The following is a 16,968-nucleotide window of genomic DNA, read 5'->3' as shown; positions in this document are numbered from 1 at the left end:
TGAACATTTAATTTGATGGTCAATAACACCGTTTGGACCCTAAATATCAAATGGACTGGAGGGGAGAGACGGCTCTCTTGATTTCTAGTATGAAAATTTGGTTCGGGTAAAATGACTTGAACTTCGCCGTTGGAACCCTTTTTTAGCTAATTCCGAGGGGCTTTTCATTTTTAGAAAGTTGATTCATCTTTGTAGAGGGATCTTTATTCAATGCCAATAATAAAACCATGACAATGATACAAGCTGTACCCATCCATTGAAAAATTCCAAAGGATTCTTTTAACCAAAAGACCGTTGATAGAACAGCAGACAGTGGCTCGAGGCTTCCCAGAAGGCTCGATTCTTTTGGCGACAGACTTTGTAAACTTTCGATATAGAACCAAAAGGCTATCATAGTACCAAGAATGATCACGAAGATTAAATATAAGTAAGTTTCTGGCGTTAAGCTTTTAAAGTCCATTTGCCAAGGCGGATGGACAAAACTTAAGGCAACACCACCGATCATCATAGCCCAGCCAACAATGACAAGTGAGTCGTAATTTTTCAGTAAAGGAACGGCATATAACGTATAAAATGCGGCCGTAAGACCAGAGAATATCCCCCAAAAGATGGCGAGTGGCGGCACAGATAGTTGAGAGAAAGAACCATTGGTTAATAAGAAAAAGCAGCCAATGAAAGCAAGCGAAGCCATTAACAAATCTTTTCTTGTCAGTACAGATTGTTTGCTCAAAATGAAGTAAACCATAATCATGATAGGTGCTAAATATTGTAGTAGCGTTGCTACCGCAGCATTTCCATTATTAATGGATGCCATGTAGGTATATTGAACCCCAAGCATACCGATTAATCCAAAGATCAATAGTTGAAATGCAGCTTTTCTATTTTTCCAGACCCCTAGTATTTGCGAACGGTCTTTTACGAAAAATTGAACGGATAAGAGTAATAAGCCTGCTATGAGTAATCGGGTCGTTACTAGCCAATTAACATCTAGAGCGTATTGTTGAAAAAGCTTTTTAGAAACGGTGCCGCCAATACCCCAAAACGTCGCTCCTGTCATAACAAGAAATAATCCTTTTCTTCTTTTCATGGTTGATTCTCCACCTCTAAATATAAAAATAGTATTATGATATTTGTAATAATAAGAGGATTTTTCCTAAAATAATACTTAAATCAAATGAAAAAATATAAATATATTGAGGTGGCGATATGCAAATAAAAGACTTTGTCATTGACCGCAATTTAAAAGAATTAACAGAACATCGTACAGTAGCATTGCCGATGGCCTGTTATGAAACCACGATTAAGCAAAATATAAATGGATATATACCACTTCACTGGCATGATGAATTTCAATTTGTTCTAATTGTTAAAGGAGAAGCCCTCTTTCAAATAAATGATGAAAAACTTACTATTCAAGAAGGAGAGGGGCTATTTATAAATAGTGGCTGTCTTCATATGGTGGAAGATCAGAACAACACAGGCTGTGTCTATATTTGTTTAAATGTTGCGCCACCGTTTGTTGTATCACAAGAACTGTACACAGCCTATGTAAATCCCTTGATTCAAGCGACTAATTTACCATACTTACACTTGGATTCAAAGCAGCTTTGGGGGAAAAACATATTAGATGCAATTGTGAAAATCAATCAATTGATACGACATAAGCCTCCATACTATGAAATGGATATCACTGTCGAGTTAACGCTAATTTGGAAAAACTTAATGATAAATGGTTTTCCATTAGAGTACGAACAGGTGGAAATGTTAAAGAGTCGTCGAATGAAGCAAATGTTAAATTGGATCCACACGCATTATGCTGAGAAAATCCTTTTAGACGATATTGCAAGTGCTGGTCAATTGAGCCGTTCTGAATGTTGTAGATATTTCAAACGAATTTTAAAGAAAACGCCCTTGAATTACGTAAGCGATTATCGAATTCAAAAAAGCCTCATCTTACTGCAACAAGCAGAATCCAATGTCACCGAGGTTGCCTATCAAGTAGGGTTTAATAGCACAAGCTATTTTATAGATAAGTTTCGAAAAGTGATGAACATGACACCATTAACATACAAGAAACATAAAAATAGCTGATTCATTTAAAGTAGGGGAATATTCTCCAAAAATAGATGCATGTCCGTTTCCGAGCCATTCATTTATTCATATCCTAGTAATACTTAGGAGGAGATGAATAGCTGTGTCTAATGACGAATTAATTTGTCGTGAGTTTGCTAGAATTATCGGAGGGCAAGAAGGATTTGCGGGTGGAAAATGCGTAGCAACTATAAATCGATCTGAAATAAATGCAACTATTTTAGGAAAACGGTTCAGAGTAACCTCTTCTTTCTCATTTGAATCAAGAGATCCTCAAACTGGACGAGCATTGTGCCTAGGCAGGGTAGCACTCTTGCAAAATGAAGTTGAGAATTTCGTGGCTGCCATTCTTAAACAGGGAATAATCGTATCATCCGTACACAATGAGTGGTTTTTTGATGATCCGAATCTGATTTACGTTAATATCGAATCTGTTGATGAACCATTAGCTTTTGCGAGGAAAGTAAGAAGATCTTTAAGGAGCTAACCATTGGTATAGTTCCGCCGCACAGACTGCTTCGGCAGTCCTTTTTTTATGACCTTTACTAACTAAAGGCTCCGTTTGGCTTAAAGTAATGGAGCAAGAGTTGAAGAGGGGGCGGCTTGCATTGTAGTTTTTATCATTGCAGAAGGTTAAAAACGAAAAAAGACATCCCCGTAGAATGTCTTTCTTAACAGTTTTGATTCTCTTTAGTGGTAATATCCTTCACAACATCCTCTAGAGTTACATTCCCTAAAACTTTTTCCATGGCTAATTGAGCAGCTGCAAAAAGCGGTTCTATCGTATTTTGAATGTTTTTCCCAACTGGACATCGAGGATTGGGATTGTCATGTACGCTGAACAATTCATTTTCTTGTACAACATTCACGGCCTTATATACGTCCAACAGTGTAATATCAGTTAATGTCTTTGCCAGCTTAGCACCTGCAATACCAGGATGTACTTCTATTAAACCTGACTTTTTAAGCATCCCCATAATTTTCCTTATGACAGCTGGGTTCGTGTTAACACTTGACGCTAAATATTCGGACGAGCTTGTTCCTTCTTTATTAAATTCTATTAAAGATAATATGTGAATTCCTACAGCAAATCTGCTACTGATAGACATCTGCAGTCACCATCCTATTTTCTATCTCATTAAATTTATTGTGTAATTAAATTGATTACAAGTTTATTATAGCAAATTACAACAAAATATATAAAAGAAATTTAACCTGTTGACAAATCGGTTACATGTAACTAGAATGAGTACATGTAATCAATTTAATTTAGATAAACTAAGGCAGGGGGAATATAAATGAAAATATTAGTGACTGGAGCAACTGGGAAGTTGGGTACAAAGGTTGTTGAATCATTACTAAAAACGATACCGGCAAGTCAACTCGCAGTAAGTGTTCGTCATCCAGAGAAAGCGGAAGGGCTTCGTTCCCGCGGGGTAGAAGTTCGTCAAGGAGATTTTGATCATCCAGAAACATTAGATAAGGCCTTTGCAGGGATTGATCGCTTATTAATTATTTCGGCGGATGGTGACAACGAAACAAGAATTATTCAACATACCAATGCTGTCCAAGCGGCGGAACGTGCAGGAGTAAAATTTATTGCTTACACAAGCTTAGCAAATGCAACAGACAGCACCAATTTAATGGCGCCGCCACATGTTGCGGCTGAAGCGGCCATCATAAAGACGGATATTCCGTATTCATTCTTGCGCAATAATTGGTATTTAGAAAACGAAATAGGAAGCATTCAGGGTGCCATGGCAGGTGCTCCTTGGGTAACTTCAGCTGGGGTTGGGAAAGTTGGCTGGGCACTGCAACAAGATTACGCAGACGCAGCAGCAGCGGTTCTGACAGGCAACGGTCACGAAAATACCGTTTATGAGCTTTCTGGGCCTCTTTTAACTCAAGAAGAATTAGCATCTGCTCTTGGTGCTGTATTAGGGAAAGAAATACCTGTGCAGCAAGTTGGTGACGAGAAATATGCAGAAATAATGAAGGGGTTCGGCTTGCCGGATTTCGTCATTCCGATCGTCGTTGGAATTCAAGATAGCATTCGAAATGGTTCATTAGAAGTAGAAAGCAATGATTTTGAGAAAGTTCTTGGCCGTCCAGTTACGCCAATCAAAGAAGCACTGTCTCAAATGGTTCAAGCAATTTCATAAGCTAAATAAAAAACAATGAGTCTAGATAAACGGGCCTCAATAGATAGACACAAAAAGGTTATCTATTGGTAACAGGTTCTGTTTTGAAGTACAAAATTTAAAATAGTTTTGAAATATTCGCATAAAAAACACCGTAAAAATAAGCGGAGAAGTTCCGGTTAGATGCAAAATAGAGCACGTTTCGGGGGGATAAAAGGGGAGGTTTTCCGATTAAACTAAGGAAAATCCTCCATTTTCGCGTTTTTTTAGTCAATAAGCGGAATCTCTCCGTCTATTTAAGCCCTTATTATTAATAATTACTAATTAAGCGAAATTTTTCCGTCTATTAATTAGATTGGAGTGCTTTACCTGATCCCCCAACAATAAGTGCGGACCCTCGTGACCTAGATGCTGGAGTTAATGGTACAGAAACCTCCGTACAATTACTAACTCGTTATTTTTTAGAAAAACACCTATATATCAATAAAAAAGGGGGATCCAAATCAGATACGATTTGATGCTCCTTTTTTAATGGTTTTTAAAAACTTGTACTCGAAAACAGAACCTGTTAAACAAGTGGGGCATTTTTTTCTATCCTCAAATCAATGCCAAATGGTTCATTAAAATTATATTAAACCATCCTATTATTCGTAGGAATGATCCAAAATGAATTGTTTGAATTTTTCAATGGCAGGGGATAGATACCTTCCCTCCACCCAAGCAATGCCAATTGTCCGGTGGCACTGGGGACTTTTGATAGGTATTTGTAAAATTTTACTTTGATCCGTCCCCTTTAAATTTGGGAGAATGGAGATCCCCAGGCCTGCAGCGACCAACGCGGCGACGGTGTCCGCTTCTTCGCCTTCAAATGTAATCTTTGGAGCAATTCCTGCTTCGTTTAACAATTGGTCGATGGTGATCCGAAGGGAAAAACCTTCTTTTAAATGAATAAAAGACTCATCTGCAATTTCTTGTAAGGCAATATTTTTACGCTTAGCGAATTTATGGTTCTTTGGAACGATAACGAAAAGCTCTTCATTCCAGAGCTGCCTCCAGACAATGGGTGATTTAATCCCTATAGGAGAAATGAGACAAAGGTCAAATTCTCCTAATTGCAGCTGATCAATCAGATTATGGGAGGGACCTTGACCAAGACGAAAATTGATTTTAGGATAGCAGGAACGAAAAGAGGCGAGTAAATCAGGGATTTGGCTGGTACTTAAAGTGTGAAGAAATCCAAGCGACACTTCTCCCTGCTCTGGATCGAGTAAATCTTGCATTTCTTGTTTCCCTTCATAGAATTCCTTCATCATAGTGTCCACACGCTTTAAAAAGAGCCGGCCATACTTATTTAATCGTATGGAACGGCCTTGACGTTCAAATAAAGGTACACCTATTTCATCCTCAAAACGGGCAATCGATCTGCTAAGGGCTGACTGGGAGATGGATAATGCTTCTGCAGCATGGGTTACGTGCTGCATTCTTGCCAGAGTTTGGAAATATTCAAACTGTTGCCACTCCATTTATTTCACCACTTTCCATTTGCTTATTCATTACATAAATGCATTAAAATTATTAATATAATGAATTATACATCATAAATAATTGGTGGTACTATAAAAATCAGAAACGCACAAGGATGTTTCTCAAACAGAACCTATTTTTTAAAAGGATGATGTGTTATGCGACATGTTGGAAGTTACACGAACAGGGGGATTGTGTGATGAGATACATTCAACAAGGTACACCGTTATTTCGCAAAACTAGCTTTGCTTTTTTTGCCGCCGGTTTTAATACATTTGCTATTCTTTACTGTGTTCAACCTTTAATGCCTGAATTCACAAAAGAATTCCATATTAACCCTGCTGCAGCAAGCCTGTCTCTTTCCATCACAACCTTGGTTCTTGCCATCAGCATGCTGATTTTTGGTTCTTTGTCAGAAGTATGGGGGCGCAAGCCAATCATGGTCATTTCGATGCTGGCTTCTTCAGTGTTCTGTATTCTTACAGCATTCAGTTCTAATTTCCATTTGCTGCTGGGGTTACGAACGATTGAAGGCATTTCGTTGGCAGGATTGCCCTCCATCGCCATGGCGTATCTTGGAGAAGAGATAGAACCCAAGAGCCTGGGGGCGGCAATGGGGTTATATATTTGTGGCAATTCCATTGGCGCCGTGTTTGGCAGAGTGTTCTCAGGAATGGTGAGCGATTACTTTGGCTGGCATATGGCAATTGGAGGAATTGGTATCATCAGTTTAGCTGCGACCGTTATTTTTTGGAATAGCTTGCCGCCATCACAAAATTTCAAAGCTCGTCAATTAGAACTAGGGAAGTTAGGTAAATCATTAATTGACCATCTGAAAGATCCAGGGCTGGTTTGCTTATTTATTATGGGATTTTTGCTTTTAGGGAGTAATGTGGCGATATTCAATTATATTACCTATGTACTTCTTGGAAAACCCTATTCCCTAAGCCAAACATTCGTAAGTTGGATCTTCTTAATTATGATAATCGGAATGTTCAGCTCTGTCTGGACAGGAAGATGGGTAGACCATCACGGCAGGCAAAAGACATTATTCATCTGCTTATTACTGGCATTCATCGGTGTTTGTTTGACATTGGATGCTCATTTACCCGTGAAAATAGTTGGACTAGGATTGTTTACCTACGGATTCTTTGGAAGTCATTCGATTGCAAGCAGCTGGGTCGGACAACGTGCTATGAAAAACAGAGCACAAGCCTCGTCGTTATACCTATTTCTATACTATACTGGTTCAAGTGTAGGAGGAACGCTCGGTGGAATGTTTTGGTCCGCATACGGGTGGGAAGGAGTGGTCTGCATGATTCTTGGTTTTCTCATTATTGGTTTTATCCTCTGGGCCTTCGTTACACAAATTGTTCAGAGTTCGAAGAAAGTGACTAGTGTGCCTAAGAGTATAGCGGAATGATGGTGCCTGGTGCCCGCCCATAAAGGAAATTAAAAAGCAGCTATCCAATAGGACAGCTGCTTTCGTTCTCTTTAGTCAAATTTCCCTGACATTGAAATTCTGAAGATTCATATCCAAGTAAATCGTTCAGTTGCTCTGCCATAGCAGAAATATGTATAGGGGTATTTATTCTATGTTAAATTCCAGATGAACCTGTGGTGGATTCACTTAAGGATAAGGCTACTTTTCTCATTTTGCATTTTCTTTCCTGCGAGGGTACAAAACATATCCGCCGCCTCGAACAGAAAAAAGACATTTTGGCTTGCGGGGATTATCTTCAATGCGTTCTCGAATCCTATTTATATACACATAGAGTTGTTGCTTGGTAATAAAAGAGTCACTTCCCCAAGTAAAGTTAATCAGTTCCTCATACTTAACACATTGATTTAACTTAGTAGCTAGATAAAATAATATTCGAAATTGAAGGCGTGAAAGAGATATTTTAAATTCATCTTTTACTAGAACCTCTAATTCTAGATCAAGATAACATTCCTCACCTATAGGAAGGTGGTTATTCTTATGCAAAATCAAATAAATACACCTCTTATTCTTTCTGGTTTTCTTCAGACCATGCAGAATTACATGTTTTCAGCTGATTGGAAGGTATGACGTTCCTATCAGGCATAAGTGCGCTAGGGACTGCTTCGTGAGCATGTCGCGAAGCTGTGCTTTTCGACGAACTACCTTCTGCCTTCGCTCTAACGTGCTCGCAAGTCGGCGGGTTTTCTTTATTTTGCAGGGTCTGGATCCCTTTGATATAAGAGAAAGTTTCTAACCAAGTATAGTGTTAATTCCAAATAGAGTTCATGATGGATCAATTAACACGATGTGATAGGCTAATTGGAATTTTATTTTAATGTATTAACTTATTAAAGTCTTTAAGCGTTCCTAAAGTTTATCTACAAACAAATTCAGTTTTAGACTCTTATCAAAAAGTCTACTTTCCCCCCTTCTAAAGCATAAGACTATCTTACATATTATTCCTTTTTGTATATTACTACAAAAGCTTTTTTAATTGTAACAATATTTGGAACTAAGTTGTCGACAAAATTAGATATCAAACCTATATAACATGTAAGGTTTTCGACATCAAAATTGGATTAAGATTAGGTTGTAGGCAGTTTTAAGCCTGCGAGATTGATAGGTACATAATTTGTACAAAAACTGAAATGATAAATTTTAATTAAAAGGAGTCGAGATATGGTTGTAAAAGAACAAGTTCAACAAGTAAATACATGGAAAAGATTAAAAGAAGACATATCCATTTCAGCTGTAACTGCTGGACTGATCGCCACAATGGTATCCTACGCCGGTCCACTGCTAATCATTCTTCAAGCTGCAAAGGTAGCAAACTTAAGTGACGGGCTATTGTCTTCTTGGATATGGGCAGTTTCATTTGGCAGTGGTTTAACATGTATTTTGCTAAGTATTTGGTTTAAAACTCCCGTTATAACGGCCTTCTCAACGCCAGGAGCCGTTTTACTAGTTTCTAGTTTTGAGCATTATTCTTTTTCTGATTCAATAGGAGCCTTTTTATTATCGGCAGTTATGATTAGTATTTTGGGATTCACAGGATTATTCTCGAAGATTATGAATCGAATTCCGCAATCGATCACTACTGCTATGCTAGCAGGAATTTTGCTGAAGTTTGGTGTTGATGTTTTTGTATCGTTAAAGCAATCTCCGCTAATGGTCATTCCCATGTTTATCTGTTTTTTATTGGCAAGGCGGTGGCTTCCCCGATATGCCGTCATTCTTACTTTAGTTGTTGGGTTAGCGATGGCCTTAGGCTTTCATCATCTAAACTTTGGGAATGTGCATATGTCGCTGGTTAAACCAATATTTACGGCACCCACATTTTCTTTAAATGCATTGGTGGGTTTAGGGATTCCGTTATGCATCGTCAATATGACCTCACAAAACGCACCAGGCATTGGAGTACTGAGAGCCGATGGATATAAAACGCCTGCAAGCCCTCTGGTAGCTACGACTGGAATTGCTTCCATTCTATCAGCTCCATTCGGTTCGCATGGCATTACTTTGGCAGCTATTACAGCAGCCATCTGTACTGGAAAGGAGGCTCACAATAATCTAAATAAGCGATATATAGCAGGGATATCTTGCGGCACTTTTTATCTTTTATTTGGTATTTTCGGAGCGGCAATTACCTCTGTTTTTTCTGCACTTCCAAACGAACTTATTACGGTGATTGCTGGTGTTGCTTTATTCGCTTCGCTAAGTTCAAGCCTTTCTTCAGCTTTAAGCGTAACGACCCAAAGGGATAGTGCTTTAATTACGTTTCTCGTAACTGTCTCAGGATTTTCTGTCGCCGGAGTGGGATCAGCGTTTTGGGGGTTAATTGCTGGTGTTATCGCAAACCTAATCTTGACTGGCAATGTAAGGAGGTTTTTTGCAAAGAAACATATAGAAAGCCCAGTTTCTACTAGTGTAAATGATTAATTGAATGCGAGGGGAGATCGTATGAATTATTCACATGCAGACTTTATTATGATTGGAGCGGGTATTGCGGGTGCTTTTGCTGCTAATTAGTATGAGTGAAACAAAAAAACAAAACTTTATTATCTTTTTAATATTTACAAGATACAAAAAAATTGTTACTATCTTTAGAGATTACATAATCTTTTATTAGCCCTTGGTGAAGTCATGGAAGACGCAGCCAGGGGTTAATTCATTTTATTTGGAATAAATATACTCTGTACAAAAAACCACAGGTGCTGATTATAGGAATAATCTAGAGCCTGTGGTTTTGGATTATAATTTTATATCCTGTGTTTTTGTTAAGCACGATGTTTTACAACATGACCTGTATGATTAGCTTTTCCAGTAAATTTGCGAATAAATGGGATCACCCATCGGTCCAAACCAATTCGGCCTGCATTGTAACCGGAAGTGAGAATGATGACACCAAGTAAAATGTCTAATGGGTTAGTAGATACGGTACCAGCTAACACATAAGAAAAGTTCATCACAAGTCCAAAGAAAGCAGCAGCAGTAGTCAAGCATCCAAGGATTAAACCCAATCCAACTAAGAACTCACCATAAGGAACGAGAACGTTGAATAAATGAGCGTTTGGTAATGCAAAGTGTTTTAAGAAAGCAACATAAGTTGGATACACAACCGCTTTATCTGGACCAATTACTGGTTTCATAACAGCTCCTGTTAAGAACCCGGCAGCATTGAATTTACCACTAGAGATTTTTTCAAAGCCGGCCATCAAAAATTCGTATCCAACATATAAACGAATGACGGTGAGAATGTAGGCAGCTAGTTTATTCTCTCTTAAAAATTTGTTAAACATATAAAGGACCCCTTTTGGATAATTAATTTATTAACTTGATTACAGTGTTATTATAACTCTGTTATCTTGAATTAAGAATAGATTGTTCAATATTTCACATAGCGTTCAAAAAGATTTGAACAATATGTGAAACCAACTCAAACAAGGGGAAACACATTCAATGGAAGTGATTTTATCGTTAGATGGTTAGAAACAGAGGATGAAGTTAAAAGGGTGGATCGCTTGATGAAATACTATGACTAAAAGCATTCTTGTGTAATACTCCTCAAAATAATATAAGCCTTTACTTGAATAAGAGGGAATCCTGTTTCTTATTCAAGTAATGGGTGGCATAATAATTTTGAAAGAGTGTTTAACCTTTTACTTTTTTTCTAAAGTTGATCGCTTGAGGGGGTTCTTCTAACCAAGCATTTTTGATTGTAATATTGCCGCCATCTTCTCCATAAAGAATGCTATCTGTTAACACTTTCAAATACTGCGCACCTAAATCCCGGCGTTGCGCAGAAGCTAATGAACGTCCATAATATCCAACTCCAGCTTGCGTTGTGCCAGTCACTTCAAACATTAAAAGTTTATCTGAAAAAGGTGAAACGGAAGTATCTTCAATTTTTGAGGCCCAAAGCATCGGAGCTGGAATATCTTCTTCCAATAAGATAGAACTGAAAAGATGAATATGCTTTTTGGCAATGTCTGCACCACGCCGCATATGTTCCCTCACTTCTTTTAATTTGGCAACTTGACTATAGCCCAATAGTAAGGCATGGCCTAATGCATTACGACTTATATTAAAAAATAACTGGTCAATTTCAATAGCTGTTAAAGGTCTGCGTTTTCCCAACCAGCCTGTCAAAAAATTTTGTCTCTCGGTCATATCAACCGTTTTAGGCGTTGGAATATATGGCGGTCTTACATAAATTCCTTTTTCCAACATTAAATCTGTTGCTTCCTTAAAAATCTCTATAGAAGCAGCTAAAGATTGTTGAAAAAAATTCCGTATATCAGAACGTGTTGAATGCGACAATCCCATTGAATATGCGTTTAGATTCATATCCATCTTATTTTGAAGAAACACTAAAAAGAAGCTATCCGAATATAACCTTGGAGCAGCTAAATGAACGTCAGAATCTGTAAAACCTATTGGAGCAGAATATTTCTCCTTATCAAAAATTTGATTAAACTGTATTAAATTATTTTCAGAAAGCTGGTTTGTTTTTTGGACAATTGGAAGAATTTCTGTGTCTTCCATTATATGTAGAACGTATTTTAACTTAATACTCATCGCACTATTATCAATGTACGCAGTCCAAAGGTTAGCAATTTCAGATGAGGTTAGTTCTTCTTTCACAGTCATTGATAAATGTCTCCCCGTTATTTTTGTATTCTTTATTTTTCCTAAATACAGGAGATTTAATCACATACTAAATAAAATGGGAGCGGTGTCCTCTCTTTTTAAGGTAAAAGAAATACTAGATGTTAAAAATGGATCAGTAAAAAGGTTTGCTGTTTATTCTTTTAGATGAATATTTTTAACGATTCGGTTTAAGATAATAAATAATATATTATTCGGAGGCCGTTTCATGTTTAGTAAAGAAACAAAGATCACAACATTATTTTGGATTGCGATATCTGGTTTATTTCTTACAACTATTTATTCAATCTTACTTGCCATTATGGGTATTAAATCAATGAACATGATAAGCTATGTCTACAATCAAATGAAGAGGCGTGAACAAAAGGGACAGTAACTTTTTCTTACAGGACTGAATCCAGCTTGTCGATAATGGGATTAGGTAGAGTTAATTTGAGTTTTATTATGTAGGGATGATTTAGGGGAAGAGTTTGTTTAGGTGAGCTTCATGAGTAAAAGAAGGAACCAGTTGATTCCTCCTTTTATAGATGACTATTTAATCCCAATCACTCGAATTCTTTTATAATCAGCTATCCAAGTGCCATCATTGTATAGAATTTCTTTTAAATTATGTTCAACGGTTGAAATGATTTCATTTGTTGTATGTTCATTCAGACCTTCGAACAGGTTTTTACCGAACATATGAATCCAGTTTTTTAATCCATTTTCTCCATCCAATGGGGTAGGTCTATCATAATGCTGAGCATAAGTCACTCGAAAGCCCGCTTCTTCCATTAAAGTAGAATACTCGGCAATGCTTGGATAATACCAAGGAAATTGAGATCGGTTAAACTCAAATCCTGTTTCCTGGATTTGCTGGATGATTTCATTTATTATGGTTTGAACATTGCCTTTTCCCCCAAATTCAGCAACAAATCTTCCTCCTTGCTTTAAACTTTTATAAATACCAGATAATGCTTTGTCTGCAGGCTGAACCCAATGAAGGGTTGCGTTAGAGAACACGGCATCAAATTCGTGATCATAGTCTAAGTTGGTGGCATCCTGAACCATAAACTCTATATGTGGGAATTTACTAATGGCTTGCTCCACCATGTTTTGGGATTTGTCTACCCCTACAATTTTTGCCCCATGTTCATATAAGGCATTAGCTAAATCTCCAGTTCCGCAACCAAGATCAAGGATTTTCTCCCCTTGTTGTGGATTTAGTAGTTCAACCAAACTATTCCCGTATTTTGAAACAAAAGAATGCTTATGATCATATAAATTCGCATCCCAGATGTCCTTTGTTGTTTGAAATGATTTCATATCTAATTCCTCCCTGTTCTATTGAAAATATGTATATATTTGTTAATGAAATTATAATAAATAGATTCAAAAATAGAAATTAACAAAAAAGATGATAATTAATAACGAACTGTTATTACGAAAGAAGTAAAGGTGGCAGAGAGGACTTTTTTCGCTTTCTCTGGAAAAACTATTTTTAACCAAGCCAAAAGAAAAAGCGAGGAACTCCCCGCTTTTTTTATATTTTTGGTATGTATTGATCCTGATGCCGTAATCCGCGGTCGTCTTGTCGACCTTTCGGTACCAAATCGAGAAACTGATAGGTGATATTCATCATGTCGATGCCACGAGCGTAGGTAGAGTATGTGTGAAATATATTTCCTTCCTCGTTTTTATAGAAAACGCTCACACCTTCTCTATCAGTGCTCATAGGATTCTGCATGGTATAGTTATAAAATGCTTCTTTATTCTCTACCTCTTCATCGGTGAAAGACGCTTGGAAATCATAATTAAAATCCGTATTTCCTGATGAATACCAAGGGAACGTCCAACCCATTCGTTTTTTGAATGCGTCAAGCCTCTCTAAGGGTGCACGAGAAATACAGACAAAAGTAACATCCCTGTGGTGTAAGTGCGGAATCATCCCGCTGTAGTGATCTGCCCAAAAAGAACAATGCTTGCAGCCTTGATCCCAACTGGGGTTGAACATGAAATGGTACACAATTAGTTGACTTCTACCAGCAAATAAGTCGGCTAATAACAAAGTACCGTTGGGACCATCAAATGTGTAAGTCTTCTTCACTGCTTCCCAAGGCAGATCCCTTCTCTGCTGCGTAAGCTCATCACGCAACTTGGTGAATTCCTTTTCTTTCTGTAGCAACACTTTACGCGCTTCTATCCATTCATTTCTTGGCAGAACTTTATGCTCCATATGAACACCTCATTATCTTGCTTTCCCAAATATTCTTTCCAATATGGAATCTTGTATGCTGTTGACTCTATTTCCGTATTCAGTAGATGGTTGGGGGATATATAAATCTTTGAATGTAAAAAAACCCTCAAGGCAAAGCTAGTGCAGCAGCTTTGCCCTGAGGATTTAAAATCCCAAGTCAAGAGGATAGGACCTCAACAGTAAATCCTCCCGGAGCTTTAATATAAAAGGTCCATCCGTGTGATCTTTGAGGCGGATTAACATCAAACCCATCATCGATCAAACGCTGATAAATTTTATTTACTTCTTCCTCACTTTGTTGGGTAAAACCAATATGAAAGGTCTTGGGGTAGTTGACTTCCCGACTTTTCATAAGGGATAGCATTAACCCATCAGCGTCAAGCAGTAAAGCGAATGAATCACCGCGGGTATGCTTTGTTTTTAGGTCAAAGTAACGCTCCAAGAACTCCCTAGCCGCATGAACATCTGTTACCGTAAGATTGAGATGATTTAGTTTCATAAATTTTCCAGCCTCCTTTAACGATATAAGAGTATGTATTTTTCCAGTTTTATATGACATTGTTTTCTTGAGCCCCAGGAGGCAGCCTTTTTTCTGCTAACGGGCAGGTGAATTTAATCCGGAGGGAGAATGTTGTAAGAAAGTTCGGAGCAAAAGGGAGAGGATGTCTTTGAAAATTTCCTCAAAGTTAATAACTCTTGATGAAATAGAAATGTTACGCAAGCCTTTAGATCAATTACATGAATACCATAACCATAAATCGAAATATTTTTCTGGAAGTTATCCGAGAATCACATTTGAGGAACGAATAGAGGAATATAAAAATAATTCAAAGGATGGTGAATACAGGATTGAATTATTAATGGAGGCACAAACCAATAACATAATAGCATTTTGTATCACTCATTGTAAGAAGTTGATTGGTAAAGTAGACGTTCTATTTGTCGATGAAACGTATCGGGGGAATGGGTTGGGGAAGGAATTAATGCATCATGCAATGAAATGGTTTAAGGAAAAAGATATAAATGAAATAGAGCTAACTGTCGTTTATGGGAATGAGGCAGTTGCATTCTATCAGAAATTTGGTTTTTTTCCACGATCGATCATTATGACAACAAAATCATAGTTTAAATAGGAGGATGAATTAATAAATAGGATGAATAGAGGCAATCAACATGAAGAATAAATTTTCGATTGGGGAAATGGCAAAGCTCCATCATACGACGATCAAAACGCTGAGATATTACGATGAAATAGGGTTATTGGAGCCGATTGAAATTGATCAAAAGAACGGATACAGATACTATTCAACAGAACAATTTGAACAGCTTAACACGATTCATTATTTAAAGGAACTAGGCTTTTGTTTGAAAGAAATAAGAGATCACTTAGAGCATAGAGATATTGACGGTTTTTTGGAAATGCTGAAAAAGCAAAAAGAACTGACTGAACTGAAAATAAAAGAATTGGAACAGATTAATCGCAGATTCCAAAATCGAATGGATGACATTCATTTTGCACGGGGAATAACAGAATTTGAAATGGTAGTTATTAAAAATTTTCAGGAGAGGAAAATCATCAGGTTAATGGAAAGAATCAGCTCAGAGCCGGAGTTGGAAATTTCTTTGCGGAAATTAGAGAATTCGTACAATATGAGTTCTTCTATCTTTATTGGCGGAGTCGGGCTTACAGTCAGTATGGATCACATAATGAATGGAAAGTTTCATGAGTATAACTCTATATTTATTTTAATGGAGGAAGACCGTCTTTCAAATGAATTAAAAGAAACATTACTGGAAGGACTGTATGCTTGTATTTATTATAGGGGAAATCATCAGGATTCTCCTAAGTATTATAGAATCTTATTGAATTATATTCATGAACATGGCATGCAAATAATCGGAGACGCTATTGAAAGAACTATTATTGACCATTATATCTCCAAAAATAAAGAAGATTATCTGACTGAAATACAAATACCGGTAAGGTATAAGGAGGGGGAGCGGGGAATGGACAGGAAGGCCAACTCAAGCTACTGAAGTCAACAAAATGGCCTTCATCCCCCGTATGAAGGCCATTCCAAGCTAACGGAGCCAACAAAAAGTCCTTCATCCCCCGTATGAAGGCCGCCTCAAGCTAACGGAGCCAACGAAATGTCTTTCATCCCCTCAATGAAGGCCGGTCCAAGCTATCTGAGCCAACAAAAAGTCCCTCACCCCTAAAAAACAAAAGCGACCACTTGTCTTAACCCAATATGCTTTTCGTTTGACCCTATATCGAGTACCACATGATTAAAGCCAAATTCCTTTCATAAGGAATCTGGCCCGACCAACTGCATGACCCACGATCAATCCTCAATCCCCAATTAGTTTATTGGAAATGTTACGATTTGCTCAGTTGTTTCAAATATCTATTTAAATGTTGAATATCATCGCCCAGGCCCGAAAAAAAGTCTCGATCCGCTGCCTCAACTGCTCCGACCGCTTGTGATGCTAACATATCCCCAGAGTCGGTTACCGAAATAACATTGGCCCTAGAATCTGTTGGGTGAGGGCTACGGAGGATATATCCTTTCTTCTCCAGCGTCCTCAAGACCTGAGATGTAACATTAACGTCCATTTGGGCGTGCCCTGCTAATTGAACTTGAGTTATACCACTATTGTTATTTTGTTCATTTAGCCATTTACATGAAAAGAGAAGCACGAATTGCGGATGAGTTAATTGGAAGGGTTCCAAAGCGGTCCGCATGGCTCTTTGCCAAATATTCGTCACTTGCCATAGCATAAATCCAGGGCTTTCTTCAGCCGTGTTAAATTTCGAGCTCATT

General features: G+C 37.8%; 18 protein-coding genes. 8 read left to right on the top strand and 10 right to left on the bottom strand.

All coding sequences use genetic code 11. The features are described from left to right. Nucleotides 1-142: 142 nt before the first annotated feature. Nucleotides 143-1,087, bottom strand: coding sequence for an EamA family transporter (locus HPT25_RS06070; protein ID WP_173061418.1), 945 nt, complete (start codon nucleotides 1,085-1,087; stop codon nucleotides 143-145). Nucleotides 1,088-1,206: 119 nt separating this feature from the next. On the opposite strand from HPT25_RS06070, the gene HPT25_RS06065 reads away from it, so the two are divergent. Both HPT25_RS06065 and HPT25_RS06060 read left to right on the top strand, forming a co-directional pair. Then, on the top strand, nucleotides 1,207-2,091 hold the full coding sequence (locus HPT25_RS06065; RefSeq protein ID WP_173061416.1) for an AraC family transcriptional regulator: 885 nt from the start codon (nucleotides 1,207-1,209) through the stop codon (nucleotides 2,089-2,091). Nucleotides 2,092-2,194: 103 nt separating this feature from the next. Then, nucleotides 2,195-2,578, top strand: a complete 384-nt coding sequence (locus tag HPT25_RS06060) for a DUF1259 domain-containing protein (protein WP_173061411.1) — start codon at nucleotides 2,195-2,197, stop codon at nucleotides 2,576-2,578. A gap of 184 nt (nucleotides 2,579-2,762) precedes the next feature. Here HPT25_RS06060 and HPT25_RS06055 read toward each other — a convergent pair whose 3' ends face one another. Continuing rightward, nucleotides 2,763-3,200: an Rrf2 family transcriptional regulator gene (locus HPT25_RS06055; protein ID WP_173061409.1), complete on the bottom strand. Its 438-nt coding sequence runs from the start codon at nucleotides 3,198-3,200 to the stop codon at nucleotides 2,763-2,765. Between the two features lie 189 nt (nucleotides 3,201-3,389). On the opposite strand from HPT25_RS06055, the gene HPT25_RS06050 reads away from it, so the two are divergent. After that, the gene (locus tag HPT25_RS06050; RefSeq protein WP_173061406.1) at nucleotides 3,390-4,253 is read left to right on the top strand and encodes an SDR family oxidoreductase; all 864 of its coding nucleotides are present in this window, start codon (nucleotides 3,390-3,392) and stop codon (nucleotides 4,251-4,253) included. Between the two features lie 623 nt (nucleotides 4,254-4,876). Here HPT25_RS06050 and HPT25_RS06045 read toward each other — a convergent pair. Next, entirely contained in the window at nucleotides 4,877-5,755 is an 879-nt protein-coding gene (locus HPT25_RS06045) for a LysR family transcriptional regulator (protein ID WP_173061403.1), read from the bottom strand. A gap of 200 nt (nucleotides 5,756-5,955) precedes the next feature. Between HPT25_RS06045 and HPT25_RS06040 the strand changes: the two genes are divergently transcribed. After that, nucleotides 5,956-7,179, top strand: a complete 1,224-nt coding sequence (locus HPT25_RS06040; protein ID WP_173061400.1) for an MFS transporter — start codon at nucleotides 5,956-5,958, stop codon at nucleotides 7,177-7,179. Between the two features lie 228 nt (nucleotides 7,180-7,407). Here HPT25_RS06040 and HPT25_RS29330 read toward each other — a convergent pair whose 3' ends face one another. Further along, on the bottom strand, nucleotides 7,408-7,743 hold the full coding sequence (locus HPT25_RS29330; RefSeq protein ID WP_376767972.1) for a winged helix-turn-helix domain-containing protein: 336 nt from the start codon (nucleotides 7,741-7,743) through the stop codon (nucleotides 7,408-7,410). A 675-nt stretch (nucleotides 7,744-8,418) separates the two neighbouring features. Between HPT25_RS29330 and HPT25_RS06030 the strand changes: the two genes are divergently transcribed. Beyond that, a complete protein-coding gene (locus HPT25_RS06030; RefSeq protein ID WP_173061394.1) occupies nucleotides 8,419-9,678 on the top strand; it encodes a benzoate/H(+) symporter BenE family transporter in 1,260 nt (419 codons plus the stop codon). A gap of 338 nt (nucleotides 9,679-10,016) precedes the next feature. Here HPT25_RS06030 and HPT25_RS06025 read toward each other — a convergent pair whose 3' ends face one another. Together HPT25_RS06025 and HPT25_RS06020 are read right to left on the bottom strand one after the other, a co-directional pair. Next, on the bottom strand, nucleotides 10,017-10,538 hold the full coding sequence (locus HPT25_RS06025; RefSeq protein WP_173061391.1) for a DoxX family protein: 522 nt from the start codon (nucleotides 10,536-10,538) through the stop codon (nucleotides 10,017-10,019). Between the two features lie 352 nt (nucleotides 10,539-10,890). Next, on the bottom strand, nucleotides 10,891-11,889 hold the full coding sequence (locus HPT25_RS06020) for a DUF3231 family protein (protein WP_173061388.1): 999 nt from the start codon (nucleotides 11,887-11,889) through the stop codon (nucleotides 10,891-10,893). 226 nt (nucleotides 11,890-12,115) lie between these two features. Between HPT25_RS06020 and HPT25_RS06015 the strand changes: the two genes are divergently transcribed. Next, nucleotides 12,116-12,283, top strand: a complete 168-nt coding sequence (locus tag HPT25_RS06015) for a hypothetical protein (protein WP_173061385.1) — start codon at nucleotides 12,116-12,118, stop codon at nucleotides 12,281-12,283. Between the two features lie 155 nt (nucleotides 12,284-12,438). Here HPT25_RS06015 and HPT25_RS06010 read toward each other — a convergent pair whose 3' ends face one another. From HPT25_RS06010 to HPT25_RS06000, 3 genes are all read right to left on the bottom strand, one after another. Then, nucleotides 12,439-13,212, bottom strand: a complete 774-nt coding sequence (locus HPT25_RS06010) for a class I SAM-dependent methyltransferase (RefSeq protein ID WP_173061382.1) — start codon at nucleotides 13,210-13,212, stop codon at nucleotides 12,439-12,441. A 217-nt stretch (nucleotides 13,213-13,429) separates the two neighbouring features. Further along, complete coding sequence (locus HPT25_RS06005) at nucleotides 13,430-14,122, bottom strand: DUF899 domain-containing protein (protein WP_173061379.1); 693 nt, start codon at nucleotides 14,120-14,122, stop codon at nucleotides 13,430-13,432. A 178-nt stretch (nucleotides 14,123-14,300) separates the two neighbouring features. After that, entirely contained in the window at nucleotides 14,301-14,642 is a 342-nt protein-coding gene (locus HPT25_RS06000) for a VOC family protein (RefSeq protein WP_173061376.1), read from the bottom strand. Between the two features lie 169 nt (nucleotides 14,643-14,811). Here HPT25_RS06000 and HPT25_RS05995 point away from each other — a divergent pair, with 169 nt between their 5' ends. Then, nucleotides 14,812-15,267 (top strand): GNAT family N-acetyltransferase, encoded by a 456-nt coding sequence (locus HPT25_RS05995; RefSeq protein WP_173061373.1) that lies wholly within the window; start codon nucleotides 14,812-14,814, stop codon nucleotides 15,265-15,267. A gap of 49 nt (nucleotides 15,268-15,316) precedes the next feature. After that, on the top strand, nucleotides 15,317-16,180 hold the full coding sequence (locus HPT25_RS05990) for a MerR family transcriptional regulator (RefSeq protein ID WP_173061369.1): 864 nt from the start codon (nucleotides 15,317-15,319) through the stop codon (nucleotides 16,178-16,180). A 343-nt stretch (nucleotides 16,181-16,523) separates the two neighbouring features. Here the strand turns inward: HPT25_RS05990 and HPT25_RS05985 are convergent, their stop codons facing one another. After that, a complete protein-coding gene (locus HPT25_RS05985; RefSeq protein ID WP_173061366.1) occupies nucleotides 16,524-16,967 on the bottom strand; it encodes a MarR family winged helix-turn-helix transcriptional regulator in 444 nt (147 codons plus the stop codon). Between the last annotated feature and the right edge of the window lies 1 nt (nucleotide 16,968).

Source organism: Neobacillus endophyticus (genome assembly GCF_013248975.1).
Classification (GTDB): Bacteria; Bacillota; Bacilli; order Bacillales; family Cytobacillaceae; genus Neobacillus; species Neobacillus endophyticus.
Note: the sequence above shows the minus strand (reverse complement) of the source record. Positions and strands in the feature narration are given on the sequence as shown.

Bases quoted from the DNA above. Each gene is read 5' to 3' on its own strand.
- HPT25_RS06020 (WP_173061388.1), bottom strand. From the start codon at position 11,889: ATGACTGTGAAAGAAGAACTAACCTCATCTGAAATTGCTAACCTTTGG.
- HPT25_RS06005 (WP_173061379.1), bottom strand. From the start codon at position 14,122: ATGGAGCATAAAGTTCTGCCAAGAAATGAATGGATAGAAGCGCGTAAA.
- HPT25_RS06050 (WP_173061406.1), top strand. From the start codon at position 3,390: ATGAAAATATTAGTGACTGGAGCAACTGGGAAGTTGGGTACAAAGGTT.
- HPT25_RS06010 (WP_173061382.1), bottom strand. From the start codon at position 13,212: ATGAAATCATTTCAAACAACAAAGGACATCTGGGATGCGAATTTATAT.
- HPT25_RS06045 (WP_173061403.1), bottom strand. From the start codon at position 5,755: ATGGAGTGGCAACAGTTTGAATATTTCCAAACTCTGGCAAGAATGCAG.
- HPT25_RS06055 (WP_173061409.1), bottom strand. From the start codon at position 3,200: ATGTCTATCAGTAGCAGATTTGCTGTAGGAATTCACATATTATCTTTA.
- HPT25_RS06025 (WP_173061391.1), bottom strand. From the start codon at position 10,538: ATGTTTAACAAATTTTTAAGAGAGAATAAACTAGCTGCCTACATTCTC.
- HPT25_RS05985 (WP_173061366.1), bottom strand. From the start codon at position 16,967: ATGAGCTCGAAATTTAACACGGCTGAAGAAAGCCCTGGATTTATGCTA.
- HPT25_RS06015 (WP_173061385.1), top strand. From the start codon at position 12,116: ATGTTTAGTAAAGAAACAAAGATCACAACATTATTTTGGATTGCGATA.
- HPT25_RS06030 (WP_173061394.1), top strand. From the start codon at position 8,419: ATGGTTGTAAAAGAACAAGTTCAACAAGTAAATACATGGAAAAGATTA.
- HPT25_RS06000 (WP_173061376.1), bottom strand. From the start codon at position 14,642: ATGAAACTAAATCATCTCAATCTTACGGTAACAGATGTTCATGCGGCT.
- HPT25_RS06065 (WP_173061416.1), top strand. From the start codon at position 1,207: ATGCAAATAAAAGACTTTGTCATTGACCGCAATTTAAAAGAATTAACA.
- HPT25_RS06040 (WP_173061400.1), top strand. From the start codon at position 5,956: ATGAGATACATTCAACAAGGTACACCGTTATTTCGCAAAACTAGCTTT.
- HPT25_RS06070 (WP_173061418.1), bottom strand. From the start codon at position 1,087: ATGAAAAGAAGAAAAGGATTATTTCTTGTTATGACAGGAGCGACGTTT.
- HPT25_RS05990 (WP_173061369.1), top strand. From the start codon at position 15,317: ATGAAGAATAAATTTTCGATTGGGGAAATGGCAAAGCTCCATCATACG.